General features: G+C 51.8%; 23 protein-coding genes and 1 tRNA gene. 6 read left to right on the forward strand and 18 right to left on the reverse strand.

The annotated features are described in order from the left end of the window. Positions 1-29: 29 nt before the first annotated feature. The 3 genes from rpoZ to B5D39_RS12475 all read right to left on the reverse strand — a co-directional run bounded on the left by rpoZ (position 30) and on the right by B5D39_RS12475 (position 1,919). The gene (gene rpoZ / locus B5D39_RS12465) at positions 30-236 is read right to left on the reverse strand and encodes a DNA-directed RNA polymerase subunit omega (RefSeq protein ID WP_078790799.1); all 207 of its coding nucleotides are present in this window, start codon (positions 234-236) and stop codon (positions 30-32) included. Between the two features lie 61 nt (positions 237-297). After that, a complete protein-coding gene (gene gmk, locus B5D39_RS12470) occupies positions 298-906 on the reverse strand; it encodes a guanylate kinase (protein WP_078790800.1) in 609 nt (202 codons plus the stop codon). Between the two features lie 137 nt (positions 907-1,043). Continuing rightward, complete coding sequence (locus tag B5D39_RS12475) at positions 1,044-1,919, reverse strand: YicC/YloC family endoribonuclease (RefSeq protein WP_078790801.1); 876 nt, start codon at positions 1,917-1,919, stop codon at positions 1,044-1,046. Between the two features lie 181 nt (positions 1,920-2,100). On the opposite strand from B5D39_RS12475, the gene B5D39_RS12480 reads away from it, so the two are divergent. The 5 genes from B5D39_RS12480 to B5D39_RS12500 all read left to right on the forward strand — a co-directional run bounded on the left by B5D39_RS12480 (position 2,101) and on the right by B5D39_RS12500 (position 9,414). After that, positions 2,101-4,137, forward strand: a complete 2,037-nt coding sequence (locus tag B5D39_RS12480) for an ATP-binding protein (protein WP_078790802.1) — start codon at positions 2,101-2,103, stop codon at positions 4,135-4,137. Continuing rightward, the gene (locus B5D39_RS12485) at positions 4,130-4,537 is read left to right on the forward strand and encodes a response regulator (RefSeq protein ID WP_161947496.1); all 408 of its coding nucleotides are present in this window, start codon (positions 4,130-4,132) and stop codon (positions 4,535-4,537) included. The genes B5D39_RS12480 and B5D39_RS12485 overlap by 8 nt, the downstream gene beginning before the upstream one ends. Further along, a complete protein-coding gene (locus tag B5D39_RS12490; RefSeq protein WP_078790804.1) occupies positions 4,534-5,901 on the forward strand; it encodes a sigma-54-dependent transcriptional regulator in 1,368 nt (455 codons plus the stop codon). The genes B5D39_RS12485 and B5D39_RS12490 overlap by 4 nt, the downstream gene beginning before the upstream one ends. Positions 5,902-6,451: 550 nt before the next feature. Further along, on the forward strand, positions 6,452-7,315 hold the full coding sequence (locus tag B5D39_RS12495; RefSeq protein WP_078790805.1) for a DmsE family decaheme c-type cytochrome: 864 nt from the start codon (positions 6,452-6,454) through the stop codon (positions 7,313-7,315). Positions 7,316-7,329: 14 nt separating this feature from the next. Beyond that, positions 7,330-9,414 (forward strand): MtrB/PioB family outer membrane beta-barrel protein, encoded by a 2,085-nt coding sequence (locus B5D39_RS12500; RefSeq protein ID WP_078790806.1) that lies wholly within the window; start codon positions 7,330-7,332, stop codon positions 9,412-9,414. A gap of 128 nt (positions 9,415-9,542) precedes the next feature. Here the strand turns inward: B5D39_RS12500 and B5D39_RS12505 are convergent, their stop codons facing one another. From B5D39_RS12505 to B5D39_RS12550, 10 genes are all read right to left on the reverse strand, one after another. Further along, complete coding sequence (locus tag B5D39_RS12505) at positions 9,543-10,085, reverse strand: HD domain-containing protein (RefSeq protein WP_078790807.1); 543 nt, start codon at positions 10,083-10,085, stop codon at positions 9,543-9,545. Between the two features lie 3 nt (positions 10,086-10,088). Continuing rightward, positions 10,089-11,627, reverse strand: coding sequence for a mechanosensitive ion channel family protein (locus B5D39_RS12510; RefSeq protein ID WP_078790808.1), 1,539 nt, complete (start codon positions 11,625-11,627; stop codon positions 10,089-10,091). Position 11,628: 1 nt separating this feature from the next. Then, entirely contained in the window at positions 11,629-12,543 is a 915-nt protein-coding gene (locus B5D39_RS12515; protein ID WP_078790809.1) for a dihydroorotate dehydrogenase, read from the reverse strand. A gap of 1 nt (position 12,544) precedes the next feature. Then, positions 12,545-13,366 (reverse strand): dihydroorotate dehydrogenase electron transfer subunit, encoded by an 822-nt coding sequence (locus B5D39_RS12520; protein WP_078790810.1) that lies wholly within the window; start codon positions 13,364-13,366, stop codon positions 12,545-12,547. Beyond that, positions 13,356-13,814 (reverse strand): ribosomal protein S18-alanine N-acetyltransferase, encoded by a 459-nt coding sequence (rimI, locus tag B5D39_RS12525; protein WP_244161406.1) that lies wholly within the window; start codon positions 13,812-13,814, stop codon positions 13,356-13,358. Before rimI ends, B5D39_RS12520 begins: the two co-directional genes overlap by 11 nt. A gap of 81 nt (positions 13,815-13,895) precedes the next feature. Beyond that, positions 13,896-13,970, reverse strand: a tRNA-Gln gene (locus B5D39_RS12530). 40 nt (positions 13,971-14,010) lie between these two features. Further along, complete coding sequence (locus B5D39_RS12535; RefSeq protein ID WP_078790812.1) at positions 14,011-14,565, reverse strand: 2-oxoacid:acceptor oxidoreductase family protein; 555 nt, start codon at positions 14,563-14,565, stop codon at positions 14,011-14,013. Between the two features lie 15 nt (positions 14,566-14,580). Beyond that, positions 14,581-15,324, reverse strand: a complete 744-nt coding sequence (locus tag B5D39_RS12540; protein WP_078790813.1) for a thiamine pyrophosphate-dependent enzyme — start codon at positions 15,322-15,324, stop codon at positions 14,581-14,583. Between the two features lie 12 nt (positions 15,325-15,336). Beyond that, positions 15,337-16,398 (reverse strand): 3-methyl-2-oxobutanoate dehydrogenase subunit VorB, encoded by a 1,062-nt coding sequence (locus B5D39_RS12545; protein WP_078790814.1) that lies wholly within the window; start codon positions 16,396-16,398, stop codon positions 15,337-15,339. Beyond that, a complete protein-coding gene (locus B5D39_RS12550; protein WP_012470360.1) occupies positions 16,399-16,611 on the reverse strand; it encodes an indolepyruvate ferredoxin oxidoreductase subunit alpha in 213 nt (70 codons plus the stop codon). Positions 16,612-16,790: 179 nt separating this feature from the next. Here B5D39_RS12550 and B5D39_RS12555 point away from each other — a divergent pair, with 179 nt between their 5' ends. Beyond that, complete coding sequence (locus B5D39_RS12555) at positions 16,791-17,384, forward strand: Ros/MucR family transcriptional regulator (protein WP_078790815.1); 594 nt, start codon at positions 16,791-16,793, stop codon at positions 17,382-17,384. A gap of 52 nt (positions 17,385-17,436) precedes the next feature. Here B5D39_RS12555 and rsmA read toward each other — a convergent pair whose 3' ends face one another. From rsmA to B5D39_RS12580, 5 genes are read right to left on the reverse strand one after another with little or no spacing between them, the layout of a single operon-like run. Next, positions 17,437-18,252, reverse strand: coding sequence for a 16S rRNA (adenine(1518)-N(6)/adenine(1519)-N(6))-dimethyltransferase RsmA (rsmA, locus tag B5D39_RS12560; protein WP_078790816.1), 816 nt, complete (start codon positions 18,250-18,252; stop codon positions 17,437-17,439). After that, a complete protein-coding gene (gene tsaD, locus B5D39_RS12565) occupies positions 18,249-19,277 on the reverse strand; it encodes a tRNA (adenosine(37)-N6)-threonylcarbamoyltransferase complex transferase subunit TsaD (protein WP_078790817.1) in 1,029 nt (342 codons plus the stop codon). Before tsaD ends, rsmA begins: the two co-directional genes overlap by 4 nt. Continuing rightward, entirely contained in the window at positions 19,277-20,596 is a 1,320-nt protein-coding gene (locus tag B5D39_RS12570; protein WP_078790818.1) for a PhoH family protein, read from the reverse strand. The genes tsaD and B5D39_RS12570 overlap by 1 nt, the downstream gene beginning before the upstream one ends. Next, positions 20,593-21,744, reverse strand: coding sequence for an aminotransferase class V-fold PLP-dependent enzyme (locus B5D39_RS12575; protein WP_078790819.1), 1,152 nt, complete (start codon positions 21,742-21,744; stop codon positions 20,593-20,595). The genes B5D39_RS12570 and B5D39_RS12575 overlap by 4 nt, the downstream gene beginning before the upstream one ends. Before the next feature lie 15 nt (positions 21,745-21,759). Then, complete coding sequence (locus tag B5D39_RS12580) at positions 21,760-23,121, reverse strand: right-handed parallel beta-helix repeat-containing protein (protein ID WP_161947497.1); 1,362 nt, start codon at positions 23,119-23,121, stop codon at positions 21,760-21,762. Positions 23,122-23,395 lie beyond the last annotated feature (274 nt).

Consider the following 23,395-nt stretch of genomic DNA (forward strand, 5'->3'; position numbering starts at 1 on the left):
CAATTGGCAGGCCTCCAGAGATGATCCGATCATGCAGAACGTTTGCTGGTCAACTCGGCTGACAGTTTACCGGCAGCGATTTCACGCAGAGAGGTAACCACAAAACGGTTATTTTTGGGGTCAATCAGGGGCTTAGCCCCCTTGTATAGCTGCTTGACCCGCTTGGAGGCCAGCATAACCAGCATGAAGCGGTTATCTACTTTTTCAAGGCAATCTTCAACAGTCACACGTGCCATCGTCTCTATCTCCTTTTTCCATACGCTCAAGCAATGGGAGGCTGATTATACCTATACCAGCTCAAATATCAAACATTTTCGACACCTGACCCAACATGCGCCCGGTTGTCTGACGAGCCGCCGTCACAATCGAGGACAACGCCTCATGGGCCTCATCAAGTCGATCATTCACCACAATATAATCATACCAGCGTGCTTCGCGGATCTCCTCGGTTGCCCGCGCAATCCGGCGTTCAATCACCTCTTTTGCATCGGACGAGCGGGATTCCAGCCGACGACGCAGCTCCGTCATGCTGGGAGGCAGCACAAAGACAAACAGTCCGTTAATACCGCGATCTTTCAGGATGCGCGCCCCCTGGCAGTCAATATCCAGCAGGATATCAATGCCGTCAATCCTGGCCTGCTCCAGGGTTGCAATGGCGGTTCCATAGAAATTACCATGCACCTCTGCCCACTCGGCAAAACCGTCTTCAGCAACCATCTGCTTAAAGCGGTCCACAGAGACAAAATGGTAGTCAACCCCGTCCTGCTCCCCCTGCCTGGGCTGCCGGGTCGTATAGCTGATTGATTCTTTCAAGGCCGGAAAGCGACTGACCAGAGCATTGCACAGTGTTGTCTTGCCAGCTCCGGACGGCGCTGAAATAACGATTAAGAGACCTTCTTGTTGCATACACCCTCCATCAGTATCAGGAACGATGATTTTTTCGTTCTGGGTGCGGCAGTTAAAAAATGGCGCGAAGGCGTACCATCAGTACGTTGACAAGCTATTTTGAAAACTGACGTGCTCAGAACGGAAAAAGATCGTTTCTACTCAATGTTCTGGACCTGCTCCCGCATTTTCTCCAACTCCGCCTTCATCTGCACCACCAACGAGGTGATGGTTGCATCATTTGCCTTGGAACCGATGGTATTTACCTCACGGTTGATCTCCTGCATCAGGAAATCAAGCTTGCGACCTACCGGCTCCTTCAGCAGCAGGGTTTCATCAAACTGGATAAAGTGGCTCTCCAGACGCACCAGCTCTTCTGTAATATCACAACGGTCAGCCAGCAGGGCAACTTCCTGAGCCAGACGCTGGGGATCAAGCTCGGTTCCGCCCAGTAGCTTTTCCAACCGCTGTTGCAGTTTCTGCTGATACTCGTCAACCACCTGAGGAGCGCGCTCCCGGACCTGAGCAACCAGGGCAGCCAGATCAGTACGTCGCCCCTTCAGATCAGCCTGCAGTGCTTCACCTTCACGCAGCCGCATCCCGTCCAAACCATCAAGGGCCTGTCCCACTGCCTGCAGCACCAGCGGCAACAGATCTCCCTGTTCTTCACTGGCAGATTCCTGCAGCACATTTCGTTGTGCCAGTATCAATGACAGCGGAATCTCTGCCGAGACATGCAGTTCATGGGCCAGATCCAAAAAGGCCTGATGGTATCCCCTGGCCACAGCATGATTCAATGGCGGCACCACCACCTCACCTGTTGCTGCCTCCCACTGCACAAACAGATCTGCCTTACCTCGTTTAACACGCCCTCCAACCGCCTTACGCACCTCATGCTCATAGGCCAGAAAACTGCGTGGCATCTTGACCGACACCTCACCATAGCGGTTATTTACCGTCTTTACCTCAACGACACAGCGCCCCTGAATATCTGCTGCCTCGCCCTTGCCATATCCGGTCATACTCTTAATCATGCCTGCCTCCTCATATTCATCTCTATTCATATACTGCAGCTGACCTGCTGCTGTCCAGACCGAGAAAACAATAACTGACCTATTGACAACACAGTGGATCAGTGTTCAAAGTTTGTCAGCAAGCGAAGTAACGCCCTGAATAACCATAATATTTTCTAACATTATCAGGACTCACATACCTATGAGCAGCCATTCAAACATACGCCATCAGATACTTATCCCTTTGACGCTTACCTTTCTGGTACTGCTATGCTGCTTTCTGCTGGCCCTGTTTGCCATTCGTAATGATGGCATTTCCAACACACTGAACAGAGAACACGGAGAATCTATAGCGGTCTTCAAGGCCTTGCTTGTATCAAAGACCGAGTTAATGAGTGCCGAAGCCAATACTATTATCAACGATCCAAAACTGAAACAGGCAATGCGTCGCAAAGATCGCACCGCACTCTATTCAGAAGCCCATCCTTATTTACGAAAGCTATCTAAAAGCAAAATTACTCATCTCTATTTCCATGACCCAACCGGCAAAAATTTTTTAAGGGTTCATCAACCGGATCAGCATAGTGACCATATAAACAGAAGCAGCCTGAATCAGGCACTGGAAACCGGTACCCCGAGTCATGGTCTGGAACTGGGACCATTTGGCACACTCACCCTGCGCCTGGTGATCCCCTGGAAATCCCAGGCCGAGTTACTGGGGTACATCGAACTGGGAACTGACGTCAACGACATCCTGACTGATCTCTCAGTTATAAACAATATTGATTATCTTCTGGTAATCGATAAGGCCTTATTAGGCAAGAACACCGCTCCCATTGGATATTCATGGGTAAACAGGCATCTCAATTGGGATCAATTTCCGGACAAGCTCATTGTTTCAAAATCCCTGGATCAAATCCCTCCTGTGTTGCAGCACCGGTTAACCAGCAGAGACCCAAACCAGCTGCAGGATAGAAGCTGGAATACCGCCCATCTTGGTAGCAAGCATTTTGCATTCAAGGCATTTCCCTTTAAAGAGAGCAGTGGGCGTGAAATTGGCAATTTTATTCTATTGTATGACATGACGCTTCAGGCCAGGCAGTTTCAGCACTTTATTGTACTGGCAGTGCTTGGCAGCAGCGTTCTCTGCCTGATCCTGTTTGCCTTTACCTGGCGGATACTTGGCCAGATCAATCAAACCATAGAGACAACACAGCAAAAGCTGTCAGAAGAGATCAGAAAGACTTCTGAGGCAAACAACCTGCTTGAGGCTGAGATTGGTGAGCGCCAGAAGGCTGAAGAGGCCCTTGTTTACCTGAATACGAGCCTTGAAGATCGTATTCGCGATCGGACACGGCACCTTGAAACCGCAACCGTAGAGCTTGAACAGAGACGAAGCGAACTTGATCGGGCGCATTTAGAATTGCAATCCCGTCAGGCAATGATCCTGCATCAGGATAAAATGGCCAGCATCGGCCTGCTGGCTGCCGGAGTTGCCCATGACATCAATAACCCGATTGGCTTTGTAACCAACAACCTGGAAGAGCTCCAGATCTACCTATCCCGCTTACAAACCTTTATCGAAGTCCAACAGAAAGAACTTCAGGCAACAGCTTCACCGGAGTCGCTGCAGACACTCCATAAAAAATGGGATGAGCTGGGAATTGATTACATTTTTGAAGATTTTGGCACGTTGATTGCGGAATCATTAGAGGGTGCCGGCAGGGTTGGCGATATCGTCAAAAACCTGCGCAGCTTTTCCCGGGTTGATGATCAGGAATACAAGCAGGCTGATATCAATGAGTGCCTGGAAAGCGCAATCAGGATTACGCACCACGAACTACGCCACAAGGCAGTGGTACACCGGAAATTTGGCGTTATCCCCACGCTACACTGTCAGGCTCAACAGTTAAATCAGGTCTTTATGAACCTTCTGGTTAACGCAGCCCATGCTCTGGATAAACGGGGAGAGATTACGGTAAGCACCTGGTCAGATACAAAAAACATCTCTATCAGCATTGCCGACACCGGCTGCGGTATTCCAGAGGAATTACAGCAACGGATTTTCGAACCATTCTTTACCACCAAGGAAACCAACAAAGGAACCGGGCTGGGGCTGAGCATCGTCGCTGATATTATCCAACAGCACCATGGCACAATCAGCGTACAAAGCCACCAGGGGCAGGGAACAACCTTTATAATCACGCTGCCGATCAAGGCCGGGGTGGATGATGTCTGAGACACTACACATACTCTGCGTTGATGACGAAGAACATATCCTGAAAACCCTTGAGCGGTTCTGCCACAATGAAGACATTCCGATGCTGGCTGCCTCATCAGCTGCTGAGGCGCTGAAGCTATTGGAAAACAAGCAGGTTAACATCATTATTTCAGACTATCAGATGCCGGAAACAGACGGCCTGGTATTTCTGAATGAAGTCAGCTGCAGGTGGCCTGAAATTATCAGGATCATACTTTCAGGATTCATCGAAACAACAGCTGTGACTCAGGCATTGCAAGAGGGCAAAGTTTTTGGTTTTTTACCCAAGCCTTGGCAACGCAGTGAATTAAAAAGTATGATCCAGGCTGCTGCAGCCCAGTATCAGACCAACATCCGTACAAAGGGAACGCCGTCATGAGCGCAACCACCCGCATTCTTTTTGTTGATGATGAGCCAGCCTACTGCCGCATTTTCCGTACACGTATTGGTGCAGACCCACAGTTCCAGATTGAAACTGCCAATAGTGGCGACGAGGCGCTTACACGCCTGCAAACGTTTCCTGCCGATATCGTCTTCGCCGACATGAATATGCCGCTCATGGATGGGATAGAGCTGCTAACTGAGATTAAAAACCGATATCCCCAGATTTTTGTGATTATGCTGACCGGTGATGATGCAACCTCTCAAGTCGTCAAGGCGATGAAGGCAGGTGCCTACGACTACCTGCTGAAACCGATGGATCTTGAGATGGTTAAACGTTCTATCCAGACCATCCTGGATCACAAGGCAGCCGTACAGTCAGGCAGATCAGAAAGATGCAGCCAGGGAGAAAACTTCTGCTTTGAAAACATCATCGGCCAGGACCGAAAAATGTTTGAGATCTATGAGCAGATTAACCAGGTTGCTCAGAGTATGGCCACTGTTCTGATTACCGGCGAAAGCGGTACCGGCAAAGAATTGATAGCAGCCGCCATACATGCCAAAAGCCCCCGTAAGAACAAACCATTTATCCAGATCAACTGCGCAGCATTGGCCGAAGGCCTGATCAGCAGCGAGCTGTTTGGCCATGAAAAAGGCGCCTTTACCGGTGCCATCACCCGTAAAAAAGGTTTTTTTGAACAGGCCACCGGTGGCACCCTCTTTCTGGATGAAATTGGCGATATCTCCCCCACAACACAGGTTTCTCTCCTGCGTATCCTGGAACTGGGAACCTTTCAGCGGGTCGGTGGATCAGAAACCATCAAGGCAGATGTACGCTTAATCTGCGCCACAAACCGGGATCTGGCGGCAGCAACCAGGGAAAAACTGTTTCGTGAAGACCTCTATTACCGCCTGAATGTTGTTTCCTTGCAAGCCCCACCACTGCGAGACCGCAAGTCAGATATCCCACTGCTGGCCAACTACTTTCTGGAGCGTTTCAGCACCATTAATAGCAAACAGATTGAAGGCATTTCCCGTGATGCAATGGATCTGCTCTGCGCCTATGACTGGCCCGGTAACTGCCGTGAATTGGCCAATATCATTGAACATGCCGTTGTCTTCTGCCGTGAAAAAAGCCTTACCAGAGAACTCCTGCCAGCCCAGTTTAAAACGACAGAACCATCTGTTGTTCCGGTGAACAACATTACAACACCAACGCTTGCTGAGGCCGAACATGCACTGATTAAAAAGGCCCTTGAAGCATCAAACTGGAACCTAAAAATGGCTGCAGAGGCACTGGATATTGCCCGTGGCACCCTCTATAGCAAGATTGAAAAATACCATCTGCATAAACCAGACTGACTGTATGCATTTTCCATAGACCGTCTTGTCAGCTATCTCGCCTGACCCTACCCGCCCCTGTTCCTTAGCCCCAACCCTGCTGCCGGATTTTGAACACTCCCCACTACATGTACAATATGCTGTTTTCACTTTATTTACACATAAAACAAACAGATCAACGTCACTAACCGCCGGATCTTGAACAGCCATTTTTGCCAAAACCAGCCCTTTTACGTTCAATTTAATGAAATAGGGCCATATCATCAAAACCTACTGTTGTATTTTGAACACAGCCCCCTGCACACCCCCACACAACTTCTTAACAAACCTGCCTAACCAGTCACCACAAATAAAATTACACAATAAAATAAGAGCCTTAGATCGCACACAGCACAATGGCACATCCATTGCTAAACACCATTAGAATTCTAATTATTCAATAGCCGTAAAATTAACGGCAACCAATACCACTAAACATCTGAAGGAGGATAATTACTGTTTGAACGGAAGCACCTGAAGCAAAGAAGTTCACCCATTTTTTTGTAGAACGATCACCACAGGAGGAAAACGTATGCCACGAATGTTCGTAAGACTCTCAATGCTAGCTGCAAGTGCGCTCCTGCTGTTCGCAGGCTCAGCCCTTGCCAACGAAAAGTGCGCTACCTGCCATGCAGACATCGCAGCCAAGCACAAGACTACGCTGCACGGCAAAGCAGGTAAAGATTGCCTCTCATGCCACGGTGGTGGAGATGCCCACATTGCCAATCCATCTAAGAACAACATTGTCAGATTCAGCAAAGGTGCAGCAGTTAAGGACCAGAATGCCCAGTGCCAGCAGTGCCACGCCAAGAATCAGAAGCTGATGTTCTGGGACAACTCAAAGCATAAGCAGGAAGACATTGCCTGTGTTGCCTGCCATACCGTCCACAAGGCATCTAAGCCTTATGCAAAACAGCCTGAAAAATGCTTTGAATGCCATAAGAACGTGAAGGCTGAAGCCAACAAGTTCTCGCATCATCCAATTGTTGAAGGCAAGATCAGCTGCTCAGACTGCCACAATCCTCACGGCACATTATCCAAAAACATGATTAAGGCCGAAAACGTCAATCAGCTTTGCTACACCTGCCATGCTGATAAACGTGGTCCTTACATCAACCAGCACCCACCAGTTGAAGAAGATTGCATGATCTGTCACGCCCCCCATGGAACAAAGGCTTACAAACTGACTCGTGAAAAGATGCCAAATTTGTGTAACAGCTGTCACGCTGGCACACACGGAACCGGTTTCTGGACTGGATCAAACTCTTTCAGTGGTCCTGGCACCAAGAGTGGCCGTTTCTTTGCCCAGTCATGCATAAACTGCCACAGCAACATTCACGGATCAAATGCACCAACCGGCACTAGCGGCCGTCACGGTCAGCGTTTTGAGCGATAGGGAGGATACTACAGATGAAAAAAACGATTCTTACTACCTTAGCGATCGTATCTGCTTGTGCAGCCTCAGCTACCGCAGCAGACCTTGATGGATCTGTAAGCGTTGGTGGCAGTCTTTCAAGCATTCATGGCCAAAAAGCCAAAGCAAACGAATACCGTGCTTTGGGTGATGGGGCAGCCGGAGGTTTTGACCTTAATTACCGGACACCAAGCTCATTCCTGGACGTTGATGCCAATGTTTCCGTTACCGAAGGCAAGCAGCCGACTCAAGACCTTGCAACCGACAATAATTTCAAAATCAAGGGGGGAATGACTGATCTTTTCAAGCTGTCACTATTTTACAACGAGATCCCACACAATCTAACTTTTGGCGCGTCAACCTTCATGAACGGCGTGGGCACAAATGTACTGACATCCCCCTTGACACCGGCAACAACAGTACCAACTGTGGCCAACACTGCGGGCCTCTGGAAAAGTTTTGATTACTCTTTATTCCGTCGTAACTTTGGTGCAGATGCAGAAGTTTCACTCAAAACTCCATTTTTCTTTAGCGCCCGTGTTGACAGGCAGGAAACCAGCGGTCTGCAACCTTACAATTGGACAACACAACTTCGAGAGCTACCTGCTCCTGTCGACTACACAACTGATACTCTATTCCTACAAACCGGCTATCGCAGTAAATCATTGATTGCAACTATTGAAGGAACAATCAGTAACTTCCAGAATGCCAATAATACAATTTATATTGGACAACTTGGCAATACCGCTGCCACTGCAGCTGGCTATGGTTATCTTCCTCCGGACAACAGGCTTTACAAGGTTGCCGGTTCCATTATGTACAAGTTACCACTTTGGTCTACCACACTCATGGCGCGTGGCAGCCATGCAATGCAGGAAAGCAACCCATTATTGTTTGAGGCCCCTGCAGCTGGTTTAACCTGGAACGGCTTAATCACAACAGACAACGGTAGCGTTGTGATTACATCATCACCATTACCAAAGCTTGATACACGTATTCACTTTAACTATCTGATCACTAAAAATAAAAGTGACAACATAAATTACTCAACAAGCGCAACAGCAACGTCATACAACCAAGTTGCAGCTAAATATGATTACAATAAAAAAGTGGGTGGCATTGACCTAAGCTACAAACTTCCTGCTGAGACAAAGGTATTAGCAGGATATGAGTATAGCGATGTCCATCGTGCAACATGGGCGGCTGATCCAGTATTAACAGTTGCTGGAGCACCGCACGCTACTAAGACAACTGATCATACGGTGTATATGCAGGTCAAAAACAACCTGCTTGACTGGGTGAGTGGCAAACTGCGCTATGAACACCAGTTCAGATCAAGCGAATATCCTACACTTGGCCTCTATGCTGCAACTAACCGTATGGGTTATTTCCGGGCATTTGAAGCAGCTGATAAAGACATGGATGCCATCAAAACCGAACTTGAGTTTGAACCACTGCACGGCTTGAGTATCGGACTACAGTACGCACTTAAGCTGAATAAGTACACCAACTCACCGCTTGGTATGCAAGACGATACCCGCCATGAATTCTATGCAGACGCAACCTATGTAGCAGGAATTGCAAAAGTAAATGTGTATGGAGAACTAGAAACAGTTGAGACCAATGGGAAATTTTATGCGGGCACTTATGGATCAGCTGCAACAGCTACCAACAACTTCTTTTGGACAACCAAGCGCAAAGACTTGAACTATGCGTTCGGCAGCACAGTTGATGTAAGTATCATTAAAGACCTTCTGTCTGCCTATGCTGGTTATCGTTACGAAAAAGCAAATGGTTCTAATGATTTCACCGTATCGAACGCATCAATCATGACCACACCATACTCGAATGTAAACTCTTTGGATGACTATACCAAGCATTCGTTGAATGCAAAATTGACCTACCAAGCATCTAAAGCTGTGAGCATAGACCTTGGTTATCTGTACGAAAATCTAAAGTATTCTGATGATGCCTATGCTAACTACACCAACATTGTTGGAACCAACTTTTTGACTGGTGCCTACGCCAATCCCAACTACGATGCCAGCGTGGTCTATACCAAGCTGACCTACAAATTCTAACCCCTTCCACAAAAAGGCGGCCCGCAACGGGCCGCCAGCAGTACAGCAAAATCCTTCATGTGGTGGATGTACTGTTAGGGTACTTCCAACACTTTGCCTCCCCGCCTTCTCCCGGGGAGGCTTTTTTATTATTCCCCAAATTCCCGCTGCCAGGCCTCAAAAATGGCAACCTTGTCGTCATCAAACTTAGCCAGACTTTTTCTGATTTTCTCTACCGACTTTTCCTTTTCAAGCCGATCCGGATTCTTTGAGAAGAAGAGATCAGCATAGCAGATGATCCGCTCTGCAAGGGTTTCCGGGGTCATATCCCGCTGCGGCAGCGGCAGATTCTGGCTGCTTATGTCGTTTATCGTAAGCCCTACCCCGGTATGACGTTCACAGATCAGGGCATGTAGCGGCAATCCCTCTGCATCAAGCAGCTCTCTACCCAACACGCCGTGCCGGATATACGGTTCTTGGCCATGGCAGGCAATATCCGGCGCATCCACCTTGCAGACACCGATATCATGCAGATAGGCAGCCTCTATAACCAGGCGGCGGGTTTCTGAATCTGCATTGACTGCTGCACAGGCAGAAAGCGCCTTACCAGCCACCATCTTGCCATGGATCATCAGGATCTCCGCTGTTTCGGGACTGCAATAGCGTTTCAATAGCTCTTCAACCGCTAACATGGGCTACCCCTTTCCAAAGAAATCCCTCAGTCGCTTCAGGTAATCCACCGGGCTGCGTTCACCTGCGCTCGATTCCACCTGTTGTTCCTGCTGTTGCTGGTTGCTGGCTGTGTGCCGTGATAGCGCCTCACCAAGCCGCTCCATCAGTTTATCATTGCTATCCAGCAACTCAGCTATGGCTGATTTGGAAAGCTCTGCCAGAATTGCCTCAGTGCATGCCCGTACCGTTGCCTTACGAGGCTCACCAGTTAAGAGTGACATCTCACCAAACATCCTGCCCTGCCCCAGGCGGGCAACTCCATTCCCGTCAACCTCAACCGCCATCTCGCCACGCAGCACAAAAAAGAGCGAGCTGCCTGCATCCCCCTGCCTGACTGCAGCTTCGCCCGGCGCAAAGCTACGCAGCTTCGCACTGTCCGCAAAGTGGGCTACTTCATCAGCAGTCAAAACATCAAACAGATGGGATTGACGCACCCCTGCCAGTATTTCATCCCGCTGGTTGGGAAATGATTCTTTAAGGGGGACCGTAACCAGTTGACGATGGGGAAAGGGAAAGCTCCAACCGGCCCGATGCACCGCATACCAGGCCTTGGTCTGAAGTTCAGAGAGAGCCAGATTACGTTGTGCCGGATCTGCCAGCCAGAATTTAAGCAGATAGACAATGCTGCTGTCATTCATGGTCTGGAGACGGACTGCCGGTTGTGGTTCGTTCAGCACCAGTGTTTCTTCCAGCAAAACCTGCAACAGAAGTGCTTTTGCCTGTTCAGGAGGTAGTTCATAGGGTAGGCCAATGGTCAGGGTCAGCGCTGCCCGTTCCTGGGCTGTTTCTCTGATGGAACCATGGGTGGTGACCACGCTCTGAACCACAACCGTATTGGGAACCAGCACCTGGTTGTTGTCCAGGGTACGCAGGGTGATATAGCGAAAACCGACATTGACGATCTCACCAAACAGATTTTTTTCAGGGATTGTTATCCAGCTGCCCCGGGTCATCAATGGATCAATCTGGACCGTAAAGCCGTAAAAGGCGTTGGAAAGTGTGGTCTGCATGGCAAAGGCAATGGCAGCAGTAAGTACCGTGGTGGTAGTAATAACGGCAGACAGATCCACCTGAAAGACCAACCGCAAAGATACGATACCTGCAGCCAGATAGACTGCCAGACGGATCGCATCACGCAGCAGCATCGGCACATCTCCATGCCGCCGCAGACTAAGCATCATATCCACCAGCACGTAGATCACCAGCTTAGCCAGACAGATCAGGACGATCACACTTTGCAGCCGTGCAAGGATAAGACTATAGTTTGGATACCCGGTCAGCGTGGCCTCAAAATAGAGTAGCACCAAACCCAGCAAAGAGAGCTTGAGCGCCGTCGGAGCCTGAGAAGAAAGCGACTTGCCCTGCACCCGGCGAACCACGGTAACCGTGACAAAGAACACAATCACCACCAACAGCACAACCAGCTTGTTGACCAGAATAAAATTCAGGTCCACCAGTGAGAGCATCCCCTGATTAAGCTGCTGTGCTGCTGAATTTGCCATTCTACCCCTCCAAAGCGCCGATCAGACTTTTAATATCAGCAATGCCCCGCGCCGCCAGCCACTGTTCCATCCCTTCAGCAATCTCCTGGGCTGCGCCAGGGTTGACAAAGCTGGCCGTACCCACCTGCACTGCGGTTGCACCAGCCAGGATGAACTCAAGGGCATCGGTTGCCGACATGATACCGCCAATACCGATCACCGGTACCTTAACCGCCCTGGCCACCTGCCAGACCATCCGCAGGGCAACCGGTTTGATGGCAGGGCCCGACAGTCCACCGGTAATATTGGCCAGCACCGGTCTGCGGCGTTCCAGATCAATGGCCATACCGGTCAGGGTGTTGATCACGGACAGTGCATCTGCCCCTGCCCCTTCGCAGGCCTGGGCCATTTCTACAATATCGGTCACATTGGGCGAGAGCTTAACGATCAGAGTCTTTTTTGTGGCAGCACGACAGGCAGCAACGACGCTGGCAGCACAGTTTGGATCAGTGCCGAACACAATCCCGCCCTGCTTGACGTTGGGACAGGAGATATTCACCTCAAGGGCTGCAACCTCAGGGATGTCATCCAGACGGCTAGCCAACTCGGCATACTCATCCGGGGTATACCCAAAAAAGTTGGCAATGGCCGGGGTGTTGACCGAACGCAGGAACGGCACCTTCTTCTGGATAAAGGCGTCAATCCCCACGTTCTGCAGGCCGATGGCGTTCAGCATACCGCCCGGCGTCTCCACAATCCGAGGGGTGGGGTTACCGGCACGGGGCTTTAAGGACAACCCCTTGGTGACAAAGGCGCCAATCTTTTCCAGATCAACATACTGGCTGAACTCCTCACCATAGCCAAAGGTACCGGAGGCGGTCATGACCGGGTTACGCAGCTTGAGGCTGCCGATCTCAACTGACATATCAGGTTTCATATCAGTTCCCCTCCCACTTTAGTACAGCAGCCTCAAAGACCGGACCTTCAGTACAGACACAACGATAGTCAGGGTTTTCAGCACTGTGTTCAGCACCTTGGCAGACGCAGCCCAGACAGGCCCCCATGCCGCAAGCCATATACCCTTCCAGCGAGACCTGGGTTTTCACGCTCCGCTTGGCTCCAATGGCTGCCACCGCCTTCAGCATGCCGTGGGGGCCGCAGGCACAGATCTGCCCCTTGTTTCCGGTAGCATCCAGGCGACCCTCCAGCACCTTGGTAACCAGACCGCACTCACCCAGCGAGCCATCCTCGGTTGCGGTGTAGCACTCCACACCCAGACGCTCAAACTCGGTGATACAGAGCACGTCATCCTTGCTGCGACCACCGGCAAACAGGCGCACCGGAGAATCCTTGACCAGTTCCTTTGCCAGCAGATAGAGCGGAGCCAGGCCAACACCACCGCCAACGATCAACTTCTCCTCACCAGCCGGACCGTTGTCAAACCCGCTGCCCAACGGCCCGAGAACATCCAGAATATCATTTTCATGCAGATCAGAAAGCATACCGGTCCCCTTACCCACCACCCGGTACAGGATCTCCAGGTACGGCTGGGCAACCGCGCCGGTGTAGGCTGGCTGGTGCATCCCCACATCAAAGACACCAAAGGGGCGACGGATCAACGGGTCGATTGATGGATTGACCCGCACCATCACAAACTGGCCCGGCTTGGCTGCAAGCATCTCAGCCGGTGCGGTCATCCGCATCCGCCAGTAGCCGGGTGACACCTCGGCATTGTCAAGAATCATGGCCTTAAACTGCATCAACATCCTCCTCAATGAGGTTTTTATCCATCAACAGGGCATCAATACCCTGTTCGTAATATGCCTTCCTCAAACCGCTTCTGACAAAACCAAACCGTTCGTACAGGGTGATAGCCGGAATACTGGTGGCCCGCACCTCCAACCGCAGCAACGCAGCCCCTTGCCGGAGCGCCTCGGCACAGGCCCACTGCATCAGCTGTACGCCGATCCCCCTGCCCTGTAAGGCTGGATCAACCGCTACATCCAGAATCTCTGCCTCATCCAGCAGCACGCTTAAACAAAGATACCCAGCCACCTGGCCATTAAACTCGGCCACTACCGGTGTGCCACGTTCCGAGCCGATCTCTGCCAAAAAGTGTTCTCTGGTCCATGCACGGGGAAAACAGGCCTGTTCAATGCGTAGCACCGCAGCAAGATCAGCCTCAATCATTGGTCTAAGAGTCATCATCGGTCGGCAGAATACCGTTATTAGTGGTGTGAGGCAAACGAAAAAAGCACCTACGGTATAACCGTAAGTGCTTAATTTCTATGGCAGGGGTGCCAGGATTCGAACCTAGGAATGCCGGAATCAAAATCCGGTGCCTTACCGCTTGGCGACACCCCTAAAAAAGAGAAAAGTTAAATACCAAATTATCGACTACGAGTCAAGCTTTTCGTGCAGAAAAAACTGCAGCAGCCCCTGCCTCAATCGCCTTGATGTTGGCAGGAATCAACCTATGGTTACGTTCCGGCAGGGCATCCTTAAGCGCTTTCTGCAGCGATTCCAGGGCAAGCGCGCCGGTTGCAGCAGCATAGGCGCCGCAGGCCACCATGTTCACCATCCGCACATCACCCAGCTCAATGGCAATCTGGTTCATCGGAACAGCAAGCAGTTCACGCCCTTCAAGGGCAACTCCGGCACGTTCAACCAGCGAGCTGTTAACCAGACAGATGCCCCCCTGCTTAACCTTTGCAGCATATTTATCAAAGGAGAGCTGGTTCAGGATCACCGAGACAGAGGGTTCGCCAACCACCGGTGAACCGGTCTCACCATCGGCAAACACCACGGTACACATGGCTGCCCCACCCCGTTTTTCCACGCCGTAGGCCGGAAAAAAAGAGACGTTTTTGCCTTCACGAATGGCTGCATAGGAAAGCAGGTTACCGGCAAGCAGCACACCCTGGCCGCCGTATCCTGCAAAAAAGAGATCATAACGCATAGATATATACTCCAGTTACAGGTTTTCGTTGTTTTTAAAGACACCCAGAGGGAAGTAGGGGATCATTTCACTGCCCACCCGCTCATTGGCTGCCAGCGGATTCATACCCCAGTTGGTGGGACAGGCTGCCAGCGCCTCAATAAAGGCAAAGCCCTTCCCTTCCACCTGATATTGGAAGGCATTTTTGATGATCTTCTTGGCCTGCAGCACATTCCTGGGACTGTTCAGAGCCACCCTGGCCGAATAGGCCACTCCATCCAGATTGGACAGCAGCTCTGCCATCTTGAACGGCTTGCCGTCGTTGGCTACATCCCGGCCATTGGGTGAGGTGGAGGTTTTCTGGCCCGGCATGGTGGTGGGGGCCATCTGTCCGCCGGTCATACCATAGGTGGTGTTGTTGACAAAGATCACGGTGATCTTCTCGCCACGGTTGGCAGCATGGATAATCTCGGAAGTACCGATGGCAGCTAGGTCGCCGTCCCCCTGATAGGTGAAGACGATCCGGTCCGGCCGGGCCCGCTTGACACCGGTGGCCACCGCCGGAGCGCGACCATGGGGAGATTCCACCACATCGATGTTGAAATAGCCATATAGAAACACTGAGCAGCCCACTGAGGCGCAGCCGATGGTCTTATCGGCAATACCGAAGCTGTCCATGGCCTCAGCCACCAGACGATGGATTGAACCATGGTGACAGCCAGGGCAAAAATGGGTCTGCACATCTTTCAAACTAACCGGTTTGGAAAATACCTGCTTCATATAGATGCGTCCTTAACAGAATTTCTTGATCTGGGTAAACAGCTCTTCGGGAGTTGGAAGAGATCCGGCCCCTGGCGGGCGGCCATAGAACTCCACCTCTGCATCCCGTGCCACAGCCAGACGGACATCATCCACCATCTGACCGGTTGAAAGCTCTATGGTCAGCCATTTCTTGCAACGGCTCGACAGATCAGCATAGGCCTTTTTCGGGAACGGGAACAGGGTAATCGGCCGCATCAGGCCAACCTTGATCCCTTCTGCACGGGCCATTTCAATGGCAGTGCGGGCAATACGGGAAGTACAGCCAAAGGCGGTCACAATCAGCTCTGCATCATCCGTTGCAAACGTTTCCCAACGGGACTCTTTGTCTGCCAGTTCCTGATAGCGGGCATGCATCTTCCAGTGAAACTTCTCCATCTCGCCATCACCAAGGTAGAGCGACTTGACCACGTTCTGCTGGCCGCCGCCAGTACCGCGCACTGCCCAGTCCTTGGCAGGCAGATCGACCTTAGGCCGTGGATTAGGAACAATCGATTCCTTCATCTGACCCAGCACCGAATCAGCCAGCACCATGGCCGGCATCCGGTATTGGTCTGACAGATCAAAGGCCAACATGGTCAGGTCGTACATCTCCTGTCCGGAGTTGGGAGCCAGCACAATAATTCGGTAACCACCATGTCCGCCCCCTTTGGTGGCCTGATGGTAGTCTGCCTGGGAGGCGTCAATGCCGCCCAGCCCCGGGCCGGAGCGCATGATATCAACAATCACGCCGGGCAGTTCAGAACCGGCCATGTAGGAGATCCCTTCCTGCTTGAGCGAGATACCAGGGCCGGATGAGGAGGTCATGGCCCGCACGCCACAGGCCGAGGCTCCCAGCACCATATTGATGGCGCCGATCTCACTCTCCACCTGAATAAAGGTGCCACCTGTTTTAGGAAGCTCGCGGGAAAGATATTCCGGGATATCGCTCTGGGGAGTGATCGGGTAGCCGAAATAACACTGCACCCCTGCCTCAATGGCAGCCATGGCAACCGCTTCATTACCTTTGACAAACTTTCGTTTCAGCGCAGTCATCTAGTTATCTTCCTTGAACACAGTAATGGCAACATCCGGGCACATCTCGGCACAGAGACTACAACCGGTACAGTTTTCTGGATTGTTGAATACTGCCAGAGTGTAGCCAAGTGCATTGGGCTGGCTGCTTAAACTCACCAGTTTTTTGGGGCAGGCAATGGTACACAAGCCGCAGCCTTTGCAGCGGTCTTCTTCAATCACAATATACGGCATACTCAATCACCTCAGGCAAAGTCAGCAGATAAAGATTTTAAGTACCAGAAGGATATTGGCATGGTCAAACTTTTTTTAGGCATATTGCGGCAGTTTCATAAGAAACAGCTTGATTTACCAATTGTATACTGTTAGAGGGAAGCAGCTTTTAAATACAACATCTCATATATGGAGGAAGTATGTCATCAATACTGGTTGAATTAACCGCTAACATTGTATCTTCACACGCTGCAACAGTTGAAATGAGTTCTGATGAACTATTACAAGAGATTCAAAAAGTCTATGCAGCGTTAAAAAATCTTGATTCTGATATAGCTGCCGGTGAAGAAGCTGTTGTTAAAGAAGCTGCTCCGGCCATCTCTCCCAAAAAATCAATTCAAAAAGATCAGATCATCTGTCTGATCTGTGGTAAAGGCGGTTTTAAGACCCTTTCCCGCCACCTGAAGCAGGCCCATGGACTGAAGGCCAGCGAATATCGTAAACAGTTTGGCATTGCCAGCGGCACCCCTCTGGCTGCTAAAAACTACTCGGAAGCCAGACGTCAGTCGGCTATCGACAACAACCTTGGTGAAAAGCTGGCAAAAGGTCGGGCAACCCGCATGGCTAATCTGGAAGCAAAGAAAGCGGTACCGGAAAAGGCACCAAAGGCGGCTCCGGTAAAGGCTCAAAAGCCAGTGACGCCAAAAGTTCCAAAGGCGGCTCCGGCAAAAGCTCCTAAAGCTCCTGCTGCAAAAGCTCCAAAGGCTGCAGCTCCCCGCGCTAAGAAGAAATAACCCAATCTGCTCCATTGACCCAAAGCCGCCGCTGAAAAGCAGGCGGCTTTTTTTATAGCCCAAGCAGCATCGAAAGGGTTCGTGACAACAGGGCAAACTCTTCAATAGCAAGGGTCTCACCGCGGCGCTTGCCATCAATGGAGCAGGACAACAGCACCCGTTCAAGCTGCTCCGGCTCTGCAAGACCACCACTTTTAAGACAGTTCCAGAGTGTCTTGCGCCGCATGCCAAAGGCTGCCTTTACCAGCCGATCAAACAGAGCCTGATTCCCCACCTCAACCCGTGAAGCAGCCAGTGGTGTCAGACTGATCACCACAGAATCCACCTTGGGTGGCGGAAAGAAACAGCCGGGCGGCACCAGAAACTCCCGCTTTACCTCAAACCACTGGCGGAACAGCACCGTCAGAATGCCATAATCGCTGCAGTCCGGCTGCGCTGCCAGACGCTCACCCACCTCTTTCTGCAGCATGACCACCAGTCGGGAAAAACGCTGACGTTCTTCAAGAAACCTGAACAGCACCGGGGTTGAGATATTGTACGGCAGGTTAGCCACCACCTTGCAGGTGTGACTGCCCAGCAGTTGTTCAAAATCAACCTTCAGAATATCCTGCTCATGGATCATCACCTGCTGTTGTCCTGCAAAGCGCTCACGCAGCAACGCAGCCAGATCACGATCAAACTCCACTGCCACCAGATGCCCGGCTTGTGCAGCCAGCAGTTCTGTTAATGCCCCCCTGCCCGGCCCAACCTCAAGCACATGGTCAGTTGGCTGCAGATGCGCTGCAGTCAGGATCTTTCTGATAATGTTATGGTCACTAAGAAAGTTTTGGCCCAGGGACTTGCGGGGACGTGGAAAAGACTGGTTCATGGCAGTTGCTCCCAACGTGCCACCTGATCAAGGGGCCAGGTGGCAATTGCATCCATGGCAAGGTCATCCAGACACCCGGCTGTGAGGTAGGCATCACCGGCCACAGCCAGCATGGCAGCATTGTCACCGCACAACACAGGCGGGGGGATCTGCAGCTCAATCTTGAGGCGGGTTGCCAGCTGCTGCATGGCATGGCGCAGACCACTGTTACAGGCCACACCACCGCCCACCACCAGGCGCTGCAGCCCTTCCTGCTTCAAGGCTGCCTCGGTCTTTTTTACCAGCACCTCACAGACTGCAGCCTGAAACGAGGCGCAGAGATCATGCAGCTCTGCACCTTCAGGAGTATGAGATTGTTTCTTCAAGTGAGTCAGCACAGCTGTTTTAAGTCCGCTAAAGCTGAAATTAAGGGTTTTATCATGCAGCAGCGGACGGGGAAACTTTACTGCTGTCGGGCTGCCTTGTTGTGCCAGCTTGTCAATCAAGGCGCCCCCTGGATAACCAAGCCCCAGCAGGGTTGCGGTCTTGTCATAGGCCTCACCAACCGCATCATCAATGGTGCGTCCCAGAATACGATAGCGGCCAATACCGTCCACCCGATAGAGATGAGTATGGCCACCGGAAACCACCAGGGCCAAAAAGGGAAACAGTACCGGCTGTTCCAGAAAACCGGCCAGCAGGTGACCTTCAATATGATGTACTCCCACCAGCGGAATCCTGCAGGCCAGGGCCAGAGATTTAGCCATTGAGACACCCACCAGCAAGGCCCCCAACAGGCCAGGGCCACGGGTTACCGCAATCCCTTCAATCTCTGCCAGCATAACGCCAGCCTCATCCAGGGCCTGCCGGACAACCGGTGTAATCATCTCCAGATGCTTACGGGAGGCGATCTCAGGCACCACACCGCCATACTCGGCATGGGTTGCCACCTGGGAGGAGATCACGCTGGACAGGACCAAACGGCCGTCGCGAACTACTGCGGCGGCCGTTTCATCACAGGATGTTTCAATGGTAAGAATCAGCATTAGAGGAGGTTGGCCGCCAGCTCTGCCAGCTCAGACCGCTCACCGCGGGTAAGCGTTACGTGGGCTGAGATCCGCTCGTTCTTGAACCGCTCCACCAGATAGGACAGACCGTTACTGGAGGAGTCCACATAGGGATTGTCAATCTGGTACGGGTCACCGGTCAGGACGATCTTGGTCCCCTCCCCTGCCCGGGTCACAATGGTCTTGATCTCATGGGGGGTCAGGTTCTGGGCCTCATCCACAATCAGGTACTGGTTGGGGATGGAACGGCCACGGATGTAGGTCAACGGTTCAATATCCAGCAGCCCCATGGCCATCAATTCCTTGTAGCCTTTGTTGCTGTGACGTTTATCGGTCTCATGTCCTGAAATCAGCAGTTCAACGTTGTCAAAGATCGGCTGCATCCAGGGGGTCAGTTTTTCCTCAATATCACCGGGCAGAAAACCCAGATCCTTGCCCATCGGAAAGACCGGACGGGAGACCAGCAGGCGGTTGTAGACATTCTCCTCTGCCACCTTTTGCAGGCCTGCTGCAATGGCCATCAGGGTCTTACCGGTACCGGCCTTACCCACCAGACTGACTAGTTTAACGTTGTCATCCACCAGGGCATCCAGGGCAAACTGCTGTTCACGGTTACGGGCATGGATGCTCCAGACCCCTTCCTTGGGCACCTTGCGTACCGGCACTACCTTACCGGTGGCTGCATCAAAACGACTAAGTGCAGTATGGGATGGATTACTGGTGTCGATCAGGGTGGCATACTCATTGGGCAGCAGCCCTTCAGGAGCCTCAAGCCAGCCCTGACCATAGAAACGATCTATTGAATCAGGCCCCATATCAATAGTGCGGGCCCCGGCATACAGTTCCTGAATATCAACCTTGTCAGACTCGTAATCCTCTGCCACCAGGCCGATGGCATCGGCCTTGATCCGCAGGTTGGTATCCTTGGTAACAAAGATAACAGTCTCATCGGGAAAACGCTCATGGGTCACCTGGGCCACTGCCAGAATCCGGTTATCGCCCTTGTCATCCCGCAGATCCTTGGGCATCCGGTTCAGGGCCTGTTCTTCACACAGTTCCACCCGCAGAATGCCGCCACCGGGCAGACTGACGCCGCTGGAAAGCGACCCCTTTTCACGTAGCATATCCAGAACCCGCGAAATAGAGCGGGCATTACGACCAGTTTCATTCATATCTTTTTTGAAGCGATCAATCTCTTCAATCACCGTAATCGGTATGATGATGGTGTTATCTTCAAACTTAAACAGGGCCTGTGGGTCGTGGAGCAGTACGTTGGTGTCCAGCACAAAAAATTTCATGGATGACCTTTCTGGGTAATGGAGATCAGAGCATCACAGCACGTTTCAACATCAGCAAGGGTATTAAACCAGCCCGGGCTTATACGCAGGGTTCCGGTTGGGTAACTTCCAATGGTACGGTGGGCACGGGGGGCGCAGTGCAGACCTGCCCGAACCGCAATACCATACTCACGGTCAAGGTAAAAGGCCAAAATTGAGGGGTCCCACCCTTCGATGGCCAGGGAAACCACGCCGGATCGCTGTTCGGGGGTTACCGGTCCAAACAGCCTGCAACCAGCCATCCCTTCCAGCCGTTGCCGGGCATGTTCAGCCAATTGCTGTTCATGCTGTCCGATCCTGGCAATACCGGTTTCAAGCAGAAAGGACAGCCCGGCCCCCAAACCGGCAATACCGGACAGGTTATGGGTGCCAGCCTCAAACCCTTCAGGAAAGGTATCAGGCTGATGGTCCTGATCTGAGCTGCTGCCGGTTCCTCCGGCTATGATCGGTTTTAATGGCACTCCGGGAGCAACCGCCAGAAAACCGGTACCCTGTGGTCCCATCAGCCCCTTGTGGCCGGGGGCTGCCAGCAGATCAATCCCCAGTGCCTGCATATCAAGGGGGAGAGTCCCGGCAGACTGTGCTGCATCAAGCAGCATCAGGACACCAGCCGCTTGGGCAATACCTGCTATCTGCCGGATATCCTGAATCCCGCCGGTGACATTGGAAACATGGGCCACGGCAATCATCCTGGTGTTTTTACGCAACGCCTGCCTGATCTGATCAGGATCAACCAGCCCCTGTGAATCAGCAGGCACCACTGTCAGCTCAACACCTGTTTTTTCAAGCATGAACAGCGGCCGCAAAAGGGAATTATGCTCCATGGAACTGGTAATTACATGATCCCCCGGCTGCAGGGTTCCCATGGTGGCCAGATTCAGGGCCATGGTGGCATTGCTGGTAAAGACGATCCGGGATGAATCAGCACAATTAACAAGCTGTGCAGCAGCCTCACGGGTATCCAACATCACACGGGAGGCATCCAGTGCCCGGCCATAGCCGCCTCTGCCGGGTGACCCGCCAATCTGCTGCATCGCCTGCAGGGCTGCCTGATAAACCTGGTCTGGTTTGGGAAAACTGGTGGCTGCGTTATCAAGATAGATGGACATAAATATAAAAACGGACTAGGGCGCCGTGACCGGACGTTCTTTCAAAAAAGGAGCAAACAGAATTAACGCAGTATCATTCTTCCGTTCTGGATCATGAATACCGGCCAGTATCTGCTTTTCATCAGCACTGCCCCACCAGTTAAGCAGCGCAGCAAAAGGTTCACTGCCACGATTCTGCAGATTGCCTGCCCTGTTATCACTGAAAACAGAGCCGACAACACTGCCCCGTGCGTTTTCCAGCAGAATACCAACACCGCTGTTCTGAATGAATGATGAATTGCTAATTCTGACCCGCACCCCCACCAGTTCAGCACCGCTTTCACGGTTTTGGGAGAAACGGCAGAGAAACAGCTGGCCATCGCCACCGGTTAACCTGAGTCCGCTCCGGTTCTCCACGAACTGGCTGCTGGTCAGGCGGAAACGGCACTGGTCTGCCGCAACCCCTTCCTGAGAATTATTCAGTACCTTGACACTGGATAACGTAAACGAGGAGCGCTGCGCATCTATTCCCTGGCGGTTCTCTTGCAGCGTACTGTCACGCAGATCAAGTTCGCTGTCAGCGAGCCTACCCCCCCTGTCACAACGGCTGATGCTGCAGCCCTGCAAGCCGGCTTCTGAATCATACAGGGCAATACCGGTCCGGGATTTCGTCACCATCACACCGCGCCCGCTAAAACGTGAAAAATGGGCCTCAATACCGGTCTGGGCTCCTTCAATACGACAATGGTCAAAGCTGTTCTTCTTCTCACTGTTTAACAGCACCACACCACCCCAGTCACCGGCAAGGGGCTGGTTCAAGGCAGGTGCAAACAGAATCGGTTGCTGCAGCGTACCGTTGGCAACAATCCGCCCCTGTACCACCAGGCGAGAAAGCTCTGCAGAGCCGGGAGCAGAAGCGAACAGAATCCGGGTACCGGGATCAATCCGCAAGGTTGCCTGAGGAGCAACCACCAGCGCCCCTTTGATCAAGACGGTGCCACGCAGCACCATATCTTCAGCAACCGTCTTATTGACCAGCACAGTACCGGCCTTATCAATCACAGCCCGGGCCGGTTTTGATTGACTCGTTGCTGGAACATCCACCTGATTTCTGATTGCCAGAGGATCGGTATGCAGTGATGTCTCAGTTGGCAGCAGACGGCTGTCAAGGGGGCTCTGGGGGTTTTTCTGCGGCACCGGCTGCTCAGATCCCTGCTGCAGCGGCTTTGCTGCTGGCGGTGGCGGCTGAGGAACCGTCATGGAAACCGTTACGGTCTGTCCCTTTAACGGAGCGTCCTGGGCATGAAACAGCTGTTGACAGCCGGCCTGAGTCAGAATCAGGCAGCCAAGAAGCAGGCAGCGGGCCGTAAAAGCGGGGGAAAATCGAATATTTTTCACGAAGGGTATCCTGATCAAACAAACATTCAAATTACTGAATATACAGATAAAGTTCATAGCACAGTATCCAACGGGAGTAAATTTTTAAAAAGCTTCCTGTAATCAAAAACTTCGCCTATCACGCCCAACATATCTTAACATTTGCTGTTGACAGCACATACATGTTGTGGTTCTATCCACCGGCAAGCACAAAATGTTGTGATCCACCCGTAGCAACCAGCATCATCTTTCATCAGCACTTCCCTGTACCACGTTATAAAGCATATAGGAACCA

The sequence above is a fragment of the Trichlorobacter thiogenes genome, from assembly GCF_900167465.1.
Lineage (GTDB): Bacteria > Desulfobacterota > Desulfuromonadia > Geobacterales > Pseudopelobacteraceae > Trichlorobacter > Trichlorobacter thiogenes.

What these genes read in the sequence shown, in the direction of transcription:
- rpoZ (WP_078790799.1), bottom strand. Translation starts at nt 236, where the DNA reads ATGGCACGTGTGACTGTTGAAGATTGCCTTGAAAAAGTAGATAACCGC.
- gmk (WP_078790800.1), bottom strand. Translation starts at nt 906, where the DNA reads ATGCAACAAGAAGGTCTCTTAATCGTTATTTCAGCGCCGTCCGGAGCT.
- B5D39_RS12475 (WP_078790801.1), bottom strand. Translation starts at nt 1,919, where the DNA reads ATGATTAAGAGTATGACCGGATATGGCAAGGGCGAGGCAGCAGATATT.
- B5D39_RS12480 (WP_078790802.1), top strand. Translation starts at nt 2,101, where the DNA reads ATGAGCAGCCATTCAAACATACGCCATCAGATACTTATCCCTTTGACG.
- B5D39_RS12485 (WP_161947496.1), top strand. Translation starts at nt 4,130, where the DNA reads ATGTCTGAGACACTACACATACTCTGCGTTGATGACGAAGAACATATC.
- B5D39_RS12490 (WP_078790804.1), top strand. Translation starts at nt 4,534, where the DNA reads ATGAGCGCAACCACCCGCATTCTTTTTGTTGATGATGAGCCAGCCTAC.
- B5D39_RS12495 (WP_078790805.1), top strand. Translation starts at nt 6,452, where the DNA reads ATGCCACGAATGTTCGTAAGACTCTCAATGCTAGCTGCAAGTGCGCTC.
- B5D39_RS12500 (WP_078790806.1), top strand. Translation starts at nt 7,330, where the DNA reads ATGAAAAAAACGATTCTTACTACCTTAGCGATCGTATCTGCTTGTGCA.
- B5D39_RS12505 (WP_078790807.1), bottom strand. Translation starts at nt 10,085, where the DNA reads ATGTTAGCGGTTGAAGAGCTATTGAAACGCTATTGCAGTCCCGAAACA.
- B5D39_RS12510 (WP_078790808.1), bottom strand. Translation starts at nt 11,627, where the DNA reads ATGGCAAATTCAGCAGCACAGCAGCTTAATCAGGGGATGCTCTCACTG.
- B5D39_RS12515 (WP_078790809.1), bottom strand. Translation starts at nt 12,543, where the DNA reads ATGAAACCTGATATGTCAGTTGAGATCGGCAGCCTCAAGCTGCGTAAC.
- B5D39_RS12520 (WP_078790810.1), bottom strand. Translation starts at nt 13,366, where the DNA reads ATGCAGTTTAAGGCCATGATTCTTGACAATGCCGAGGTGTCACCCGGC.
- rimI (WP_244161406.1), bottom strand. Translation starts at nt 13,814, where the DNA reads ATGATGACTCTTAGACCAATGATTGAGGCTGATCTTGCTGCGGTGCTA.
- B5D39_RS12535 (WP_078790812.1), bottom strand. Translation starts at nt 14,565, where the DNA reads ATGCGTTATGATCTCTTTTTTGCAGGATACGGCGGCCAGGGTGTGCTG.
- B5D39_RS12540 (WP_078790813.1), bottom strand. Translation starts at nt 15,324, where the DNA reads ATGAAGCAGGTATTTTCCAAACCGGTTAGTTTGAAAGATGTGCAGACC.
- B5D39_RS12545 (WP_078790814.1), bottom strand. Translation starts at nt 16,398, where the DNA reads ATGACTGCGCTGAAACGAAAGTTTGTCAAAGGTAATGAAGCGGTTGCC.
- B5D39_RS12550 (WP_012470360.1), bottom strand. Translation starts at nt 16,611, where the DNA reads ATGCCGTATATTGTGATTGAAGAAGACCGCTGCAAAGGCTGCGGCTTG.
- B5D39_RS12555 (WP_078790815.1), top strand. Translation starts at nt 16,791, where the DNA reads ATGTCATCAATACTGGTTGAATTAACCGCTAACATTGTATCTTCACAC.
- rsmA (WP_078790816.1), bottom strand. Translation starts at nt 18,252, where the DNA reads ATGAACCAGTCTTTTCCACGTCCCCGCAAGTCCCTGGGCCAAAACTTT.
- tsaD (WP_078790817.1), bottom strand. Translation starts at nt 19,277, where the DNA reads ATGCTGATTCTTACCATTGAAACATCCTGTGATGAAACGGCCGCCGCA.
- B5D39_RS12570 (WP_078790818.1), bottom strand. Translation starts at nt 20,596, where the DNA reads ATGAAATTTTTTGTGCTGGACACCAACGTACTGCTCCACGACCCACAG.
- B5D39_RS12575 (WP_078790819.1), bottom strand. Translation starts at nt 21,744, where the DNA reads ATGTCCATCTATCTTGATAACGCAGCCACCAGTTTTCCCAAACCAGAC.